The sequence below is a fragment of the Pseudoalteromonas sp. T1lg21 genome, assembly GCF_002964625.1.
Classification (GTDB): domain Bacteria; phylum Pseudomonadota; class Gammaproteobacteria; order Enterobacterales; family Alteromonadaceae; genus Pseudoalteromonas; species Pseudoalteromonas gelatinilytica.
In genome coordinates, this window is record NZ_PQBX01000056.1 from 8,102 (window position 1) to 25,234 (window position 17,133).

Below are 17,133 nucleotides of genomic sequence, written 5' to 3' on the forward strand. Positions count from 1 at the left end.
AAAACAACGCATCAATTTCATGAACCAACGTATGCAAGGGGAAGAGCTACGCATTTACGAGTCAGGTACCAAATACTGCTTAATCATTTTATTTGATATCAACAATCAAGTAGTGCTTGGCTCAATCGCCTTAAATGCTAGCGCCCGCCGTGATTTATGCATGACTAAAGCCTTTTTAAGCCTGATTGAAAACACACGTATCCCAAAAGCAGTTTTGGCAGCATGAAACCCCTTAAGAAAGCCCTATCAGCAATGCTATTCATCACGTTATTAATCGCATTGCTGATTTTTGAACAGAACCTAGAAAGCTGGGTTTAACACCAGGATAAACACCATGAGTAATCAACTTTTATCAGTCGTAGATGCAATCGATACTTTAGTTGCGGCTTATAACCAAGAAGTTGCTGAGTTTGACCAAATGGTTGAAAACGAACAGCAGCTACAAATACAAAATGACAAGCTTACTGCTTTGGTAAAAGACTATGAGCAAGGTGCTGCAGTTGTACTTAAAAATGCAAAAAGTGCCGATCAACAGCTTGCGCAAGCACAAAGAGAACGTGATCAAGCATTAGCTAAAGTAAAAGACTTAACAATTACGTTAGCTGCGTATAAAGAAATTGCCGGCACACCTAAAAAGCTACGCGACAAAATAAAAAGCTACAAAGACAAGCTAGAAAGCCAGCGCTTAGCGACTGAGCAACAAAAACGCCTTTATCAAAGCGAACGCAAAACAACAGCCCAGCTTAAAACCGAAATAAGCGAACTTAAAAATCGTTTAGCAGCCGCTGACATAGTGCAAATCTACCGTGGCGATACCGACATTGTACAAACCTACCCGTATCACATTGGTGGAATGGTCGAAGGCCACGACGCAAAGCAAACCCCACTACTCTACCTACACCAAAGTGGCCGTGGTGGTTTAATCATCCTCAACAAAGATGATGAAGCCGAATTAGTCGAAGCCCCTAAAGGTGGCTTGCGCCCTAAAAAAGACACCTTAGAGCTCTGTGGTAACTGGTTACGCCGTGTTAAAGCCAATAACTGGGAACTAACAGCTACAGACCTACTTACTTTAAGCAATGAAGATGAACAGCTTTGAGCAAGCCACGCTTGAAACCCTGGTCAGCTTTAAAGCTAAAGACCAAAAAGAGATCAGCCGCTTACTAACTAGCAAAAAGCTTCAAAAAGAAGCCTGCCAACTGGTTAAAAAGTGGAACGATAAACGTAAACAACTGGGCTTAGTCCCTTGGACATAACAGGAAACACCATGAATACAGAACTCAACGATGTCATGATCGACCTAGAAACTATTGGCCAACATTCGAATGCGGTGATCGTATCAATAGGTGCCGTATTCTTTAACCCACTTACAGGCAATATTGGTGCAGAATTTTACCAAGTCATCGACATAGAGGATGCCATGAAATACGGCGAGGTAGATGGCTCAACACTTAAATGGTGGATGAAAAAAAGCGATGATGCACGTTCGATTTTTAACACCAACGACACCATGCCGCTTAAAGATGCCCTGCTCGAATTCAGCGACTGGATGTACCAAATAGAGGGCTACAAAAAGCGCATTGTGTGGGGTAATGGTGCCACATTCGACAACACCATTCTAACTAACGCCTACAAAGCCACCAATATGACTAAACCATGGCATTTTAGCAATGACCGTGATGTTCGCACCATGGTTGATATTGGCCGTCGAGTACTTGGTATTGATCCTAAAAAATCAAATGCATTTAAAGGTAACCCACACAACGCATTAGATGATGCAAAACACCAGGCTAAATACATTAGCGATATCTACAAACAGATATCACATTGCCATTCAATCTATTTGAAACAGTAAGTTATGCACAAATTTAAACGCAACTGTGTGGCCCAGCAAAGGGCCCGCATACGTCAATACTATCAACGTAAAAACCAGACTGAGCAGGTAAAAAAGCCTAAACACACTAAGGAAGCAGCATGACATTACTTTATAAAACAAATGAAGATACTCCGCCACCGTTCAGCGGTGTTGCTTATTTTGAAAGGTCTTGTGATCCATTTCATCCTAAAAAAATACAAGAGGCGCTTGGAGCTAAAGTAGATAGCTCAGACGTTAAAGAGTCTGGTTGGATGGCAATTGATTGGTATGAAAACCCTATCGGGTTTATTCCCGATGGTACGGGGATCAAATTTCCAAAACCAGAGTTTGAACTGGCTCAAGGTTATTTTAACGATGGTCGCATGTTTGCTTACCCAAAAAATGAGCATCTAAGTGAACTTAAAGCTCGCCACGAAAAGGAAAGAATAAAGCGAGAGGAGCAATAAAATGGCTACAGGAAAAATAACAGCCGGCGATGTATTCAACAATTGGACAGTGGTATGTGAGGAAGCATGTGGACAATACTTTTTATGTCGCTGTATTTGTGGCACTGAGCGTTCAGTTAAAAAAGGTAATTTAGGCAGAGTCCTTGGTTGTGGCTGTGTTCGAAAGCCTTATAAAAAACGAAGCGCTACACCTAAAACCAAAAATAAACCAATCACGGTGAGTATCGCAAAGCAAACTTCACCTAAGAAAGACGCTCCGCGAGCAGTTCCTTATAGCGAGCGTCAAAAATCAGCACGAGAAAAGTTAGAAGAACGTTTAGATGATTACCGACTAGAGCGGGAGCTTAGTGAGCTTTGGGCTGCATAATGGGTAATTTAATCACCATGCCAAAGGCCTGTATTAGCTGTCAGGCCTATAAGCACATTGGTAAGGCAGAAGATAAACACTGCCCTCACATAGATAGATACGGCCAGCAGCAAACTAAAACGCGCTATGGCCAATGCCAAGTACACAAAACCCAAGTGTTCATCACAGAGCTTTGTAACCAATATCAGCAAGAGCCATTTATAGAAGTGGTTGATGCTGATAATAGGCCTGAGGCTAAACAGCCAAGGCAAGAACGACTCTTATTTTGAGGTAAAACTATGGCTAAGAAAGTAATCACTATTTTAGAAGAGGCCGATGGCGTAGTTATTGAAATTCGCACCAATGGCCGTCGCGTTAAATATGAGTGTGAAGACCTAGACGAAGCACTAGAAATACTTCCCCACTTAGACGAACTGCAGGCTGGAGAATAACTATGACCGTAACATATGTAAAACTTGGTTGGGTGAAAGCCAAGATCATCGAGCAGCACAAAGGCTTTACCGATGATGCACTCAATAGAATGCGCCAAACAGGTAAAATCATAGAGGGTGTACACTGGAAAAAAGTACGCGGTGTTGTTGTATATAACTATGAAAAATTAGACGAGTATTTTGATAATGACGGCATCGCTGCTTGAGTTTTGTAAAAAGTATGAGGGTGTCACTATCCACGGTAAAAACATACGTATTATGTTCAGTTACCGTGGTGTGCGTTGCATAGAGCCCCTTAAAGGCATTTTGATATCTAAATCAAATATCAAGTTTGCGTCGAATAAACGCACCGCCATACTGCATGAAATTGCAACCAACCAATTTAACTACGCTAAGCATTTTCCTGATTCAGCAAAGGTAAGATTGTTTGAGGGAAAAGGTGCAGTACCAACAGTGAACACAGCTTTAGACAAATGGCTTGAAAGAAACAAAGCCAACACCCGGGCAGATAACTACAAGCACAATTTAGCCAGGTGTAAGTTATACATCCGCCCGCAATTTGGCGAGTTAAAGTTAGACAAAGTTACCTTAACCATGATCCGAGACTGGCGCGACTTAACACTCACCACGTTTTTATCGAATAAAACAATTAACGATGTGTTTATTCCCCTACGTGGCATATTCAAAGATGCAATGGCAGATAGGTTAATAGACTTCAATCCACTCGACCATTTACCAAATTTAAAAAGAAGTCGCTCAGAAAATTGTGATCCGTTCACTTTAGACGAGCTGCAGTTAATAGAGTCGCAGCCAACCGCTGATCAAAGTGAGCTTAACGGGTTTTTATTTGCTTGTTGGACAGGCTTACGCGCATCTGAGTGCTACGCGCTTGCATGGGAAGACATTGATTTTGTAAAACGACAAATAAAAATCAGGCGTGGTGTTACTAAAGGCGATTATGCCTACACGAAAAATGACGGCAGTTATAGAACCATCGACCTACTAGACCAAGCATACGAAATATTAATTCGTCAAAAGGCACTTTCATTTGCAATGCCGGCAATCAACGTCGACGTGTTAAAAGATGACAACCGCAGCTATGAAAAAACTGAGCTAAGATTTGTGTTTATTAACACCCTAAACCAAAAGCCACATACCGATGGCCAAAATGTTAATAAACGATTTTTACAAAAGCATTTAAAAAAGTGTGGTATTCGCTACCGCGCTATAAACCAAGCTCGCCACACATTTGCAAGCCAGCTGCTAACCAAAGGCGTAGCCGAACGTTGGATAGCTCGCCAAATGGGCCATACATCCATCACCATGCTAGAAAAGCATTACGGCAAATGGATGAACGAAGAAATACCAGACATGGCCGCGAGAGTATCGAAAATTTTCTCTAGTAAACTTACTGATGTAGTGAATCACAAAACAAAAACCCGCTAAATCGCGGGTTTTTAAATGCTTACTTATCGACTCATTGCCTCTGTAATTTTCTGGTTAATTACACTTTCAGCAATATTAGGCAATTCATTTTTCAGCTCTTCGATTGTCTTTTCTAATAATTCAACTTTTTTCTCTAACTGCTCAATACGTTCTTGTTCTGTCATTATTCAAATCTCCATATTTAGGGGTAATTATTAAAGTTTGCTAATAAAGCAGGTTTAGTTATTATTCACTTTTCAAAGCATTTGAAGCTAGTGTACCTACCACTGTGTTTACAAGCTTATTATCCATTAGCTGCCATAATAGCCCCTTTGCTTCTTCTTTTTCCTGAGTAGTGGCTTCCAATTTATCGATCTTACTTTCTAGCTCTTTAATTATGTTTATAAAATTTTGAGTATTGTTATTTCCAACTTGAACATTACTGCCAGAAAGGTTTCCAATATTAAATGTTTGGCTTGCTGGAGAAGATTGGTGTGGCTTTGAAGTTTGATTTTCGACAACCATGCGAAGTAAGTGAGGATGTTCAGTGCCTATTCCCATAGTTTGGTCTTCACCGAAATGACAGTCCATTACTTTAAATTCAATTTCATTTGCCCCTGCACTTTGAAATAAAACATCACCAATTTTAACATTAGGCTCATTAGTGTACGGGATCATCACTTCACTGCCATTTCTGTTTCCTTTTAAAGTATCTCCATCATTTAGTTTAAATGTATCAGGGTAGGCGTGCTTGTCCATAAAACTGCTTTTTCTCATAATTATTCTCCATTAATTAAGTTTGATACTAGTTGTACTACTAAATCATCATAACTGATTATAGCTATTTATGAAGGGAAACTATGAAATTGATCCAATACAGATCCATTTGAAAGAGAAAACCCTCGTAACTCATTGAATTACAAGGGTTTTTAATGGTGGAGCTGGGGGGATTTGAACCCCCGTCCGAAAAGCCTCGACCTTTGGTACTACATGCTTAGTATCGTCTTTTAGTTAACCTTATACAGCTCGGACGAACACGATCTGCAAAGGCGAGGCCGCTTAGTTTTAGCCCTTCAACCCCGGCCAGGGTTTCCGTAGCGAGTCCGTGTAGGGTGACACTTCAGAACCGGGTCCACAGACATACACCGGAGAAGTGCTAGCGGGCTATTATGCCGCTAGAGCGTAGTTATCGTCGTTTGCGATTACTTTAAATTGCGGCTTTTTTACGAGGCCAACCGCACCTCGACATGCACCTCGGGCGTCTTGAATTCCGTCGAATCCTAATCAGCCCCTGAATTTGGTATCTCATCCAGAGTGTTCATGCAGTATAACTGAGTAGCCTATTCAGACTCAAGGCATTAATCAGGAAATTTTTGCTAAGTGCCTTTGAATGCTGAATTTTCAGGCAGGAAAAATCAGTTTTTATACATATTTTCACATTTTAATCATACAAATTCTTAACATAGTACAAAAGTTGTGCTGAAATAGGAAACGTTGTTACCCTTCTTCAAAATAACCTGTAACAACACATAACTATAACAACAGGCAGTTTTTTACAGGGCTTTTCAGATGTCGATGTTTTCATTCGATGAACAAAGTGGCTATGTCTCTTTGTGTGAGCATCCTCGAGATGCGGGTTTTCCTACTACGAGTTCTCAATTAATTGAATTACTTGAGCAGTCGCCTTACGCAAATTACGAATATATTGATGCCAATATAGGCAAGTTGTTTATACCTAGCAGCCAATATCAAAACCAATCGTTAGTGGTTGCTAAAGCCGTTGACGCTCACCTTGAAGTGAAAGTTGATGCTAAAAACATGGTGGTTGAAGCAAGCCTAACAACAGCCCGTGGCGGTAAAATTGTCAGCATGGATATGGCGCAAGAGGTACTTGCAGAGGCGGGCGTGATTAAAGGCATTAGTTTACGTGCTCTCGATACCTTCTTAGGCCAACAATTTAAGCAACCACCTGGCGCCCATTACACCGCGATTGTTGCCCATGGCCGAATGCCTAAAGAAGGCACCGATGCTAAATTCGTGCGCTTATGCTCAACAGCACAAGACCGCGTTCTTAGCCCGCAAGCGACCTCTGGCGGTAAAGTCGACATGCGTAATTTAGGTGCCATTATTACCGTTAAACCTGGCACGCCATTAATGCAACGAGTCCCTGCAACCCCCGGTGAAGATGGCTTTACAGTGTTTGGGGATGTGATGCCTGCAAAACCTGGTAAAGACTTACCCCTTGAGCCATTCGAAGGAACGCGCATCGATCCAAAAAATAGTGATATGTTGATTGCCGATGCGAAGGGCGTGCCTGTTGCCCTACCCCGCGGTATGCGCGTAGACGACGTATTGTGCTTTCATCATGTTGATGTAAGTACGGGCCATGTCGAATTTGATGGCAGTGTTATTATTAGTGGTGATGTAAAAGATGGTATGCGCGTCAAAGCCACGGGTGATATCACTGTATTAGGCTTTGTTGAATCAGCCACAATTGAAAGTAAAAGTGAAGTCACCGTCATGCTTGGGGCTGTTGGCAGAAAACGTGAAAACGTCGAAAACTTTACCTGTAACATCACGGCTTCGCGCACTATCTCAGTGGGTTATGCTCAGTACTGCCATATAAAAACAGAGCAAGATTTATTCATTGAACGCCAAGCTTTACATTGTGATTTAAGCGCTCGCCGCCTTATTCGAGTCGGCAAAGCCAATAATCCGCGAGGCAAAATTATTGGTGGCAATATTTTAGATGCGATGCGAATAGAAACCGGCGAGCTTGGTGCGCCATCAGGCACTAAAACACGGGTTTTCATTGCTCAGTACTGGCATGATTTACGCCAAAAGCAGCAACAAATTAATGACTTTGAAAAGTTATTAGCGACAAAAGCAGCTGCCTTACAGCAAGCACGCAAAAAGGCTAATAAAATACCCGACCCAGCTCAACGTGCGCATTATATTAAAAAGATCACTGCCAGTGAGCAGCAGATCAAAATTAAAACAGCCAGCACGAAGAAAAAGAAACACTTAGTGAAAATTAAGATTGCGCGCTTATTAGCAACAAGCCGCTTAAAAGTGAATGAATTAATGCATCCAGGGGTGGAGCTTAAGATAGCGCAAGAGAGTAAACAGTTTTCACGTATTTACCCTCCTAACATGGTGCGTTTTTTTGAAGGTAAGATCACTCAGTCGTTTTAGTGGCTGAGTCTTGCTCTTCTTCACTTGCTTCAGTTTCAGGCAATGGCCAACCGCCAAGTTGTTGCCAGCGATTAACGATTAAACAGAACAATTCTGCAGTACGCTCGGTATCATATAATGCTGAGTGAGCCTGCTTATTGTCAAACTCAATACCGGCTGTTCTACATGCTTTCGCTAGCACTGTTTGTCCTAGTGCAAGACCCGCTAGTGATGTGGTATCAAAGCTAACAAATGGATGAAATGGCGTGCGTTTAATTTTACAACGCTCAATGGCGGCATTTAAAAAGCCGTGATCAAACGCGGCGTTATGTGCTACAACCACTGCACGCTGACAACCTGCTGCTTTTTGTGCCTTGCGCACGACTTTACAGATTTCTTTAATCGCTTCTTCCTCAGGCACTGCACCACGCAGCGCAGAAAAAGGATCAATACCATTAAACTCAATGGCCGCTTGTTCGATATTCGCGCCTTCAAATGGCTCAACATGAAAATGCACTGTATGATCAATACTTAACACGCCGTCGTCATCCATTTTAAGGACAGATGCAGCAATTTCTAATAACGCATCGGTCTCTTTATTAAAACCTGCGGTTTCAACATCAATCACAACAGGAAAAAAGCCACGAAAGCGTTTTGCGAAAAGAGTTTGTTCAGTATTTTCCATAGTCTTCTTGGTTTGCCAGTGTAAGCTGGCTATTATGTCAAAAACCACGGCTACTCTGCTAGAGTAAATAGTGTGAAATCGCAGATTCTTACTGAGTTTTTAGGCACATTACTTGCTTTATATTAATCAGCTAGCCCTGTGTTTAGTGTGCTAATGCAATTAAACACAAAAATTGCCAATTATTTGGCATTGATGATTTGTTGGAGAATTACCGTGATGAAGCTTTCATTACTTCCTTTAAGCCTAGGCCTATTAACCTCAGTTGCAAGTATAAATGCGCATGCTGCCATGCGTGAGTATACCGCTAATGCTGATATGTCGAACTGGCAAATGGTTAAAACATCTCGCTTAGAATGCCAATTAAATCATGAAGTTCCTTACTATGGTGAAGCAATTTTCAGTACCACTGCCAGTAAAAATAAAGACGTAAACTTTAACCTTGATATGGTTGTACGCCCAGACAACTACAGTATTGCTGGTCTAAAAGCCGTACCACCTAGTTGGCGTGCTGGTATGCCCGCTCGCGACTTAGCGAATATGAAGCTATTACGTAAGTTTGACGGCGAGCTTGGCAACAAAACCGCTTGGGAAATGCTCACCGAACTTGAAAAAGGTTACCAACCGACATTTTATTACCAAGACTGGCAAAACAGTGCCGATAAAATTGCCGTTGGTTTATCGAGTGTCAACTTTAAGCAAGCCTATTGGGCGTTTTTACAGTGCCGAGATGCAATGCTGCCTTACAGCTTTGAAGATATTTCGTTCACAGTGATGAACTATGAGCCTAATACCAGCAAACTGACTAAATCATCACAAAAACGCTTAGATAAAATTGGCGAATACTTAAAGTACGACACCAACATCGAATCTATTTCAATATCTTCTTACACCGACAGTTACGGTGGTCGCTGGAACAACCTCGAATTATCAAAAAAACGTGCTAAAGCGATTAAAGATTACATTGTTAGCTTAGGGGTTGATGAAAGCAAAGTAGATACCGATGGTTACGGTGAAAAGCGCCATGTTGCCAGCAATGACAACATTTTAGACAGAAACAAAAACCGTCGTTTAGTCATTCAAATTGCAAAAATGTAGCCGCCGAAGCGGCTACTAGCTTTAACTCATTTCTACCGACTTCACACGCTTAAAGCGCTTTAGCCACTTATCACCAAACTGAAAAAACGCGAGGCTAATCATAATGATGGTCGCGCCAACAATCAGAGCTTGGTCAATGGGCTCATCATTAAGCAAACCACCTAAAGCAATTGCAAAACTTGGTGTTATCAAGGTTGTTAATGCGACCGTGCTCGCGTTCAATTTCTGCAATACATGAAAATACGCCAGCGCACCAATTAATGAACCAAACACGCCTAAGTAAACAATTGAGTACAGTGATTTTGCACTCCATATCTGGCTATTAAGTCGGCCATCTACCAGCAACCAAGTAATAAAAAACAGAGGCGTTACAAAAACCAACGCACCAAATGTGGTGGCCATTGGATGAATAGCAATTCTTACCCGTTTGATCATCACACCGCTCAAACTAAAAAAGCACACTGCCATAAATACATATAACAGGCCACTAAGCTGCTCTACTCCCCCTTGAATATGGCGCTGGCTTACTAAAAATAAACCAATTAAGGCACAGCCAAGTGCGGCAAGCTTAATGGCGCTAAACTTAGGTTCGTTCAAGATCTTTTGCGCAAGTAAGCCCGATAAAATTGGCGCAAGACCAAACATCAATGATATTAACCCAGAAGGCACTGTTTTAGCGGCCATGTAGCTTAATAACATGCCGCCAAAAATACCTATGCTTGAATAGCCATAAAGGAATAAAGCACGGCGATGCCAGGGCACTCGGATATTGGCAACAGCAACGACAAACGAAGCCAACACCAGTCCCACCAGCATCCGTAAAAACACAGCTAGGGTTGGTGCTACCGTTTCACTACTCCAAACAATACCCAGTGGTGTTGTTGACCAAATCACCACCATTAAAAAATATGAGGCTTTAACAGGCACAAGCTTATTCCTTTAAAAAGGCGAAAAAAGCGGAAGAAAATTTAAAAGGGAAATAACCAACCGCTTAGAACGCGGTTAGTAAAACTTACTTAATTAACCGCAGCAAATAACAGACCATACGACTGATGAGGTCAGGCGCATACAATTGTTTGTTGGTCGTTGGTTTAGCTGCATCATGGTATTTAATAAAGTAAGTTGAAGAAGCTTAAGAATCCGCCTAAATGGTGATTTTGTCAACACGAATACTCATGCTATTTGGCAAAAAGTTTTTTGCTGATTTCAACAGCCTGTTTGCACATGTAAATCATAGGTTACATTTAATTTCTTTGATTTATAACAAAACTATTTAAGTTTTGTTAAACAAGTTATATCTTGCTTGCCTCTCACGAAGTTTAAGGGGCAAAAAGTGCTTAAAAATAAAACAATAGGTAGCATGTTAATTGTTGCTGGCACCACCATAGGTGCAGGGATGCTGGCATTGCCTATCGCCTCCGCAGGGCTTGGTTTCACAACAGCGTTATCACTAATCTTTTTAACTTGGGTTTTAATGACCTACACAGCATTGCTGATGCTAGAGCTGCATCAATATGCCGACAGAGATGCAACCCTCAATACGTTAGCTAAGTCATGGTTGGGTAAACGTGGGCAATGGGTCGCTAACTTTTCAGTGATGTTTTTGTTTTACGCATTATGCGCTGCGTATATCGCAGGTGGTGGTGCGCAATTACAAGAAAAGCTCAACAATGGTTTATCGCTTTCTTTAGCGCCGCAAGTTGGCTCAGTTATTCTGGCTATTGTGATTGGTACTGTGGTGACACTCGGTACCAGCAAAGTCGATAAGCTTAACCGCGTACTGTTCACTATTAAAGTATGCGTACTAGCCAGCTTATTTTATATGCTGACACCTTATGTTCATGGCCAACACTTACTTGAAATGCCTATTGAACAAGGTCTGATTTTATCTGCAATCCCGGTGGTGTTTACCTCGTTTGGCTTTCATGGCTCTATTCCATCGATTGTGAAATACGTGGGTTTAGATATCAAAACACTTCGTAAAGTAATGGTGGCAGGTGCCGCATTGCCTTTAGTCATTTACATTTTTTGGCAATTACTTAGCCAAGGTATGATGAGTCAAAGTGACTTACTACAAAGCCAAGGGTTACCCGGTTTTGTAAGCAGTGTTGCTAGCATTGCTCACAGCCCACACGTTGCCACCGCTGTGAACATCTTTGCTGATTTAGCATTAGCCACGTCTTTCTTGGGGGTGAGTTTAGGTTTGTTCGACTTTTTTGCTGATGCATTTAAAAAAGGTGATGGTAGTAAAGATCGCATCAAAACAGCCTTGATCACCTTTATTCCACCGCTAGGCTTTGCGCTATTCTATCCACAAGGGTTTATTATGGCACTTGGCTACGCCGCCATTGCGCTGGTTATTTTAGCGGTGTTTTTACCGGTTGCTATGGTCTATAAGCAACGAAGCAGCAAACCTGATGCGGGTTATCAAGTTAAAGGCGGTAATATTGGCTTAGCACTGGCCGCCCTGTTTGGTGTGCTTATTATTAGTGCTCAAGGTTTACAAATGGCGGGGCTTATTCCAGCGATTGGTTAAACAGCTCATCAAAAAAAGCACCCGAGGGTGCTTTTTTTGTGTCTGATTTAAGATTTAATTAAAATACCATCGCCTTACCACGGCCAGATGCTTCAGATGCCGCATCTAATTTACCGTCTTTATTGATGATCACATGCATATCACCAAAATGGCGTTCATCGAGTGTATAACCCATTTTCTCAAGCGCTTTAACAACCTTTGGTTCAAGACCAGTGTGGTATCTAATCACATTTTTAGGCCATAACTGGTGATGAAAGCGTGGGCTGTCTACCACTTGCTCTGCTGTCATATCAAATTCAACCGCATTTAAAATTGACTCATACACAGAGCTAATAATCGTGGTACCACCCGGAGAGCCAGTTACCATTTTAACTTTGTTATCCTGAAGCAGAATGGTCGGTGTCATTGAGCTCAACATGCGTTTATGGGGTTGGATTTCATTAGCTTTACCACCAATAGCACCAAATACATTCATCACACCTGGCTTGGCACTAAAGTCATCCATTTCATCATTCAAAATAAATCCTGCGCCCGATACAACCACGCCACTGCCAAAGCTTAAGTTGATGGTCGTGGTATTAGCAACGGCATTACCCCACTTATCTAGGATAGAAAAATGCGTTGTTTGCTCACTTTCGTGTAAACCCGGTTTGATGTTCTCAGTTGTCGAAATGGCATCTGGGCGAATTGTACTTGCACGATTGCTAAGATAATCATCTGCAAGTAGAGCTGTTTTTGGCACCTCATAAAAATCTGGGTCACCTAAATATTCTGCTCTGTCGGCAAATACGCGTTTACCTACTTCAGCCAAAATATGGACATAGGTGGTCGAGTTGTGCTCAAGCTTTCCTTCTGGCTTTGCCAAGTCGTACATTTTTAGCCACTGCAAAATAGCAATACCACCTGAACTTGGCGGTGGCGATGTGAGCACTTCGTAACCGCGCCAGTTACCCTTAATTGGTGTACGTGACTTAGCTTGATAAGCTTTTAAGTCTTGCTCAGTAATAATGCCGCCGTGCTGCTTCATAAATGACGCTATGATCTTTGCTGTCTCACCTTCGTAGAAACCAGCTTTACCTTGATCACGAATACGTTTTAGTGTGGCGGCAAGTTCCGGCTGTTTAAATAGCTTATTTGCTTTAGCATCGGCAAAGTAATCAGCAAAGTTAATGTTTACCGACTTTTTGGCCATTCGCGCACTATAACGCTCGATACTCGCAGCTAGCTTAGGATGCACAATAAAGCCCTGCTCTGCTAATTTAACCGCAGGCTCTAGCAGAGTTTTCCACTCTAAGCTGCCGTGCTTTTGATGGGCAAGCCACATTCCAGCAACACTGCCCGGAACACCACTTGCGTGAATACCGTACACTGACATGTTATCAATAACATCGCCTTTATCATCAAGGTACATATCGCGATGAGCTGCTGTTGGCGCCGTTTCGCGGTAATCTATAAAATCACCTTTGCCATCTTTTTGGATCAGCATAAAGCCACCACCACCGATGTTTCCGGCTTCTGGTAAAGTAACCGCTAATACAAACTGTGCTGCAATTGCCGCATCAACGGCGTTACCGCCTTGCTCTAAAATAGCCCGTGCCGTATCACTGCTGTAACTATCTGGCATAGCGACGGCCGCTTGTTTTGCAAAGCTTGCCGGATGAAAGAATATTGCGGTTACGATCAACAGATGTGCCGCGTATTTGACTAAATTTGCCATGGTACTTCCTTTTTCTTGATGTTATTTTGACCATTTAGACATGTGAAACCCTTAAGGTCAATTAGTTACGATTAACTTAGCTGAGCTGCTCTTTAGGACATGTATAAAGTACTGCAGGTAATTCACCATGTTCATCTTTATGGTTGTAGTTTTTTACAAACTTGAGGCCTAGTTTTTCCATCACCTTTATTGAGCCCAGGTTATCTTTTAGTGCTGTGGCACTGAGCGACTTTACTTCCTCTGGCTCGCTAACTGCTTTGGCAATGGCAAGTGCGGCCTCTGACGCATAACCTTTACCCCAGCTCATTTGTTTAAAGCGCCAGCCAATTTCTAAATCACTAAAATCAGGCTGTTCAAAAAAGCCCATGGGCCTGACTAATACCCAGCCTATAAAAGTATTACTCTCGATGATATTTACTTGCCAAAGCCCCCAGCCTTTTTGCTCATTTCGATACGCATTCAAGCGTGGAATAAACACCTCTTTAATGCTCTGCATACTGGATACTTTGCCGCGAGTGAGATGTTTCATTACCTTTGGGTCGTTATCGAGCTCATAAAGTAGCTCGGCATCATTTTCATCCATTAACCGAAAACTTAATCGTGCTGTTCTAGCTATATTCATTTTTTATTGCTTATACTGCTTAATAGTTGATTAACCATTAGAGAAAAATATGAACAAATTAGCAAGCTTAGTTTTATTAGGCTGTATTGCCTTAACAGGTTGTGAAGATGCAGAGCAAGCCAAGAAAGATGCCAGCGAAGCAAAAGAGGAAGTAAAGCAAGCGCTAAGTGATGCTTGGAGCGACGTAAAAGACGCCACCAATGAGTTTAACGACGACTCACTGCAAGAGTTACTCGAAGAGAGTAAGAAAATGGGCTTGAGCATGTATGACGACGGTAAAGAAATTGCCTTAGATGCATGGATTGAGAGTAAAGAAGCGGCTGGTGAGCTTTCTGAAAAAACCAAACAAAAAGCAAAAGAACTGGCTGAAGAATTAAGAGAAGCGCGCGAAAAACGCGAGCAAGAGAAAAATAATTAAAAAGAAAGGGCAAGTATTTACTTGCCCTTTTTTGTTAGTAATTAAAGCTCAAATTCTTTTTTGAATTTTAAGCCAAATTCACTGCGGTCGTTGCTGCGCATTACACCAACAAAACCAGATTGTTGTAAACGACCCACATCGTATACTTCGTTTAACACGTTCTCACCGTAAAGAGTCACTTCAAAGTCACCGTTCGGGTTTAAGTAAGAAATGTTGAAACCCACTAATTCACGAGAATCAATGTGTTCACTTTGGTTGTAAACTGATTGACCTTGCATATCGCTACGGTATGAATAGTTAGCGTTTACTGCCACTGTGCCACCGTTACTTAAATCAATGAAATAAGAAGGTGCGACCATCACAGTCCAACGTGGTGTTAGTGCTGGTGAGTCACCTTTACCAATACCTAATACACCGTCATCAACTTCTGTGATTTCTGAATCTAAATAACCAATTGCGCTACGTAGCGTAAAGTCATCTGTAAACGCAATCGTTGTCTCAAGCTCGATACCTTGTGCTTTAGACTCACCTGCATTTTCTACGATAGTAACGAAACCACCACCTGCAGTTGGATCTGAGAATGGTAATGCAAGGTCTGTGTAGTCAGTAACAAACACCGCAAGCATCATAGATACATCTTCATGTACCTGACCTTTTAGGCCAAGCTCATAGTTAATAGCTTTTGTTTCATCGAAAGAAACAAATTGATCAGGACCACCAAATGGACGCGGTGGGAAACCACCTGTTTGATAACCTTTTTGGATTTGGCCATACACGTTCATGTTATTGCTTAGCTGGTACGACGCATTTAAATCCCATGTTACTGCATCAAAATCAGCACTTACGTATTTGCGTGTTGCAAACGTTGGGAATAAGGCATCGGCTTCTTTTTTATCTTTCGAATAACGCAGACCACCGCCCACTGTTAAATCGTCGCTTAGGTCATAGCTTGCATTGATATAAGCTGCGTATGAGTTAGTCTCTTGGTTGATATCAAAGTAACCGTAATCACCAAATGACGCAGTAGTACCGTCATTCAAAAGGCCATCTGGTGTGTTGAATGGGCTAAATACAAACGGACCTGAACTTGTGAAGCCATCTTCATTAAAGAAGTATAAGCCAGACACAAAGTCCATGTTATCGAAGCTACCATTTAACTGGATTTCGAATGAATATTGATCTGCACCACCTTCTTCTGGGAATTCAGATAAGTTAAGGGCAACAGCGTCATCATCAAGACCCCCTTCGTATTCTGAGCTACGGTAGCTTGTGATGAACTTAGCTGTATAGGTGTTATTAATATCCCAATCAGCGGTTAAAGACGTGCCCCAGCCTGAGTAAGCCGTCGATTCAATACCCTCTACTGTTGATGCTAAATCATCAGGATCGCTTGGTAACATGTCTTCTGTAAGTAATGGGAAATCACCATTGAATGGGTCATTTGGGTCAAGTGGCGTTGTTAGTTCAATTGTGTAGGGTGATTGGCCTGATTCGTTATCAACACCATCAATTGAAAACACAAAAGATAAATCGCTACTTGCTTGCCATTTAAGCGCCATACGACCGCTTAACTCTTGCTCTTCACCAATTTCTTTTTCTGGATTAGCAAGGTTAATCGCTTCACCTACACCATCGCGTTGCTTATAAGACACGCTTGCAGACATGCTTACAGTGTCGGTAAGGCTGTTATTAAAGTAAACGTCACTAGCTAAACGACCACGGCTACCTACTTTTGCCGTTGTCGTTACAATGCCTTCGTCACCAGGTTGCTTAGTAATAATATTTACTGCACCACCTAACGTGTTACGACCATACAAGGTACCTTGTGGACCACGTAATACCTCTACACGCTCAACATTTGGTAATGATAAGTTTGAGCCCATTTGACGACCAAGGTAAACACCATCTAAGTAAACACCTACTCCCGGATCAGTTGTGATCACGTGGTCTTGTAAACCAATACCACGAATAAACACAGATGCATGTGCTGCATTACCTACACCGTAACGAGTGATGTTTAGGTTAGGTACGTATTTACCGATGTCTTCTAGGTTGCTCATGTTCGCTTTATCAATCAGGTTTTCACCGATTGATGTCACTGCTGTTGGCGACTCAAAAATGCTTTCTGTACGCTTACGCGCTGTTACTTCGATTTTTTCGAAAGCATCTTGTTTAGCAGTGGTTTTTTCTTGCTCAGCTAAGGCTGAAGTAGATAATGCAGCAACAATAGCTACAGTTAACTGTGAGAGGTGACGTAATTTCAATTAAAACTCCAAAGGATACCGTGTGTGTGTATTTTTACCCGTAAATTTCAGGCATAAAAAAAGACGCTTAGGTATAA

The 17,133-nt window shown here is 41.8% G+C and carries 21 protein-coding genes and 1 other RNA gene; 14 read left to right on the forward strand and 8 right to left on the reverse strand.

What is annotated here, in order from left to right:
* The 10 genes from C2M25_RS10420 to C2M25_RS10455 all read left to right on the forward strand — a co-directional run.
* Positions 1 to 226, forward strand: a 226-nt coding sequence (locus C2M25_RS10420) for a hypothetical protein (protein WP_234003560.1), incomplete at its 5' end; no start/stop codon positions are given.
* A 108-nt stretch (positions 227 to 334) separates the two neighbouring features.
* Entirely contained in the window at positions 335 to 1,099 is a 765-nt protein-coding gene (locus C2M25_RS10425; RefSeq protein ID WP_105181061.1) for a hypothetical protein, read from the forward strand.
* Positions 1,086 to 1,256 carry a hypothetical protein gene (locus tag C2M25_RS21720; protein ID WP_158679704.1) on the forward strand — a complete coding sequence of 57 codons (171 nt, stop codon included), beginning with the start codon at positions 1,086 to 1,088 and terminating at the stop codon, positions 1,254 to 1,256. The genes C2M25_RS10425 and C2M25_RS21720 overlap by 14 nt, the downstream gene beginning before the upstream one ends.
* Positions 1,257 to 1,267: 11 nt before the next feature.
* A complete protein-coding gene (locus tag C2M25_RS10430; protein WP_105181062.1) occupies positions 1,268 to 1,855 on the forward strand; it encodes a 3'-5' exonuclease in 588 nt (195 codons plus the stop codon).
* Between the two features lie 119 nt (positions 1,856 to 1,974).
* Positions 1,975 to 2,322, forward strand: coding sequence for a hypothetical protein (locus C2M25_RS10435; RefSeq protein ID WP_016899775.1), 348 nt, complete (start codon positions 1,975 to 1,977; stop codon positions 2,320 to 2,322).
* A 1-nt stretch (position 2,323) separates the two neighbouring features.
* The gene (locus C2M25_RS10440) at positions 2,324 to 2,689 is read left to right on the forward strand and encodes a hypothetical protein (RefSeq protein WP_105181063.1); all 366 of its coding nucleotides are present in this window, start codon (positions 2,324 to 2,326) and stop codon (positions 2,687 to 2,689) included.
* Positions 2,689 to 2,958, forward strand: coding sequence for a hypothetical protein (locus tag C2M25_RS10445; protein ID WP_105181064.1), 270 nt, complete (start codon positions 2,689 to 2,691; stop codon positions 2,956 to 2,958). The genes C2M25_RS10440 and C2M25_RS10445 overlap by 1 nt, the downstream gene beginning before the upstream one ends.
* Positions 2,959 to 2,967: 9 nt before the next feature.
* Complete coding sequence (locus tag C2M25_RS21725) at positions 2,968 to 3,120, forward strand: hypothetical protein (protein ID WP_158679705.1); 153 nt, start codon at positions 2,968 to 2,970, stop codon at positions 3,118 to 3,120.
* Between the two features lie 2 nt (positions 3,121 to 3,122).
* Positions 3,123 to 3,326 carry an excisionase family protein gene (xisR, locus tag C2M25_RS10450; protein WP_063529155.1) on the forward strand — a complete coding sequence of 68 codons (204 nt, stop codon included), beginning with the start codon at positions 3,123 to 3,125 and terminating at the stop codon, positions 3,324 to 3,326.
* Positions 3,307 to 4,566, forward strand: coding sequence for a tyrosine-type recombinase/integrase (locus tag C2M25_RS10455; protein WP_105181065.1), 1,260 nt, complete (start codon positions 3,307 to 3,309; stop codon positions 4,564 to 4,566). Before xisR ends, C2M25_RS10455 begins: the two co-directional genes overlap by 20 nt.
* Before the next feature lie 23 nt (positions 4,567 to 4,589).
* On the opposite strand, the gene C2M25_RS21730 is transcribed toward C2M25_RS10455, so the two are convergent.
* The 3 genes from C2M25_RS21730 to ssrA form a co-directional block, all read right to left on the reverse strand.
* Positions 4,590 to 4,730 carry a hypothetical protein gene (locus C2M25_RS21730; RefSeq protein ID WP_158679706.1) on the reverse strand — a complete coding sequence of 47 codons (141 nt, stop codon included), beginning with the start codon at positions 4,728 to 4,730 and terminating at the stop codon, positions 4,590 to 4,592.
* 61 nt (positions 4,731 to 4,791) lie between these two features.
* Complete coding sequence (locus C2M25_RS10460; RefSeq protein ID WP_158679707.1) at positions 4,792 to 5,322, reverse strand: hypothetical protein; 531 nt, start codon at positions 5,320 to 5,322, stop codon at positions 4,792 to 4,794.
* Between the two features lie 156 nt (positions 5,323 to 5,478).
* Positions 5,479 to 5,837, reverse strand: a transfer-messenger RNA (tmRNA) gene (ssrA, locus tag C2M25_RS10465).
* 277 nt (positions 5,838 to 6,114) lie between these two features.
* Here ssrA and C2M25_RS10470 point away from each other — a divergent pair.
* Positions 6,115 to 7,740, forward strand: coding sequence for a FapA family protein (locus C2M25_RS10470; RefSeq protein WP_105181067.1), 1,626 nt, complete (start codon positions 6,115 to 6,117; stop codon positions 7,738 to 7,740).
* Here the strand turns inward: C2M25_RS10470 and rnt are convergent.
* On the reverse strand, positions 7,724 to 8,404 hold the full coding sequence (gene rnt / locus C2M25_RS10475; RefSeq protein WP_063700039.1) for a ribonuclease T: 681 nt from the start codon (positions 8,402 to 8,404) through the stop codon (positions 7,724 to 7,726). The genes C2M25_RS10470 and rnt overlap by 17 nt on opposite strands.
* A 216-nt stretch (positions 8,405 to 8,620) precedes the next feature.
* On the opposite strand from rnt, the gene C2M25_RS10480 reads away from it, so the two are divergent.
* Entirely contained in the window at positions 8,621 to 9,499 is an 879-nt protein-coding gene (locus C2M25_RS10480) for a flagellar protein MotY (protein WP_054561850.1), read from the forward strand.
* Between the two features lie 21 nt (positions 9,500 to 9,520).
* Here the strand turns inward: C2M25_RS10480 and C2M25_RS10485 are convergent, their stop codons facing one another.
* Positions 9,521 to 10,426: a DMT family transporter gene (locus C2M25_RS10485; RefSeq protein ID WP_105181068.1), complete on the reverse strand. Its 906-nt coding sequence runs from the start codon at positions 10,424 to 10,426 to the stop codon at positions 9,521 to 9,523.
* 406 nt (positions 10,427 to 10,832) lie between these two features.
* Here C2M25_RS10485 and C2M25_RS10490 point away from each other — a divergent pair, with 406 nt between their 5' ends.
* Positions 10,833 to 12,035, forward strand: coding sequence for an aromatic amino acid transport family protein (locus tag C2M25_RS10490; RefSeq protein ID WP_082873949.1), 1,203 nt, complete (start codon positions 10,833 to 10,835; stop codon positions 12,033 to 12,035).
* Between the two features lie 58 nt (positions 12,036 to 12,093).
* Here the strand turns inward: C2M25_RS10490 and ggt are convergent, their stop codons facing one another.
* Entirely contained in the window at positions 12,094 to 13,752 is a 1,659-nt protein-coding gene (ggt, locus tag C2M25_RS10495) for a gamma-glutamyltransferase (RefSeq protein ID WP_063700043.1), read from the reverse strand.
* Between the two features lie 76 nt (positions 13,753 to 13,828).
* Positions 13,829 to 14,374 carry a GNAT family N-acetyltransferase gene (locus C2M25_RS10500; RefSeq protein WP_105181069.1) on the reverse strand — a complete coding sequence of 182 codons (546 nt, stop codon included), beginning with the start codon at positions 14,372 to 14,374 and terminating at the stop codon, positions 13,829 to 13,831.
* 49 nt (positions 14,375 to 14,423) lie between these two features.
* Here C2M25_RS10500 and C2M25_RS10505 point away from each other — a divergent pair, with 49 nt between their 5' ends.
* Positions 14,424 to 14,792, forward strand: coding sequence for a hypothetical protein (locus C2M25_RS10505; protein WP_063700049.1), 369 nt, complete (start codon positions 14,424 to 14,426; stop codon positions 14,790 to 14,792).
* A 41-nt stretch (positions 14,793 to 14,833) separates the two neighbouring features.
* Here C2M25_RS10505 and C2M25_RS10510 read toward each other — a convergent pair whose 3' ends face one another.
* Positions 14,834 to 17,056 carry a TonB-dependent receptor gene (locus tag C2M25_RS10510; protein WP_105181070.1) on the reverse strand — a complete coding sequence of 741 codons (2,223 nt, stop codon included), beginning with the start codon at positions 17,054 to 17,056 and terminating at the stop codon, positions 14,834 to 14,836.
* Between the last annotated feature and the right edge of the window lie 77 nt (positions 17,057 to 17,133).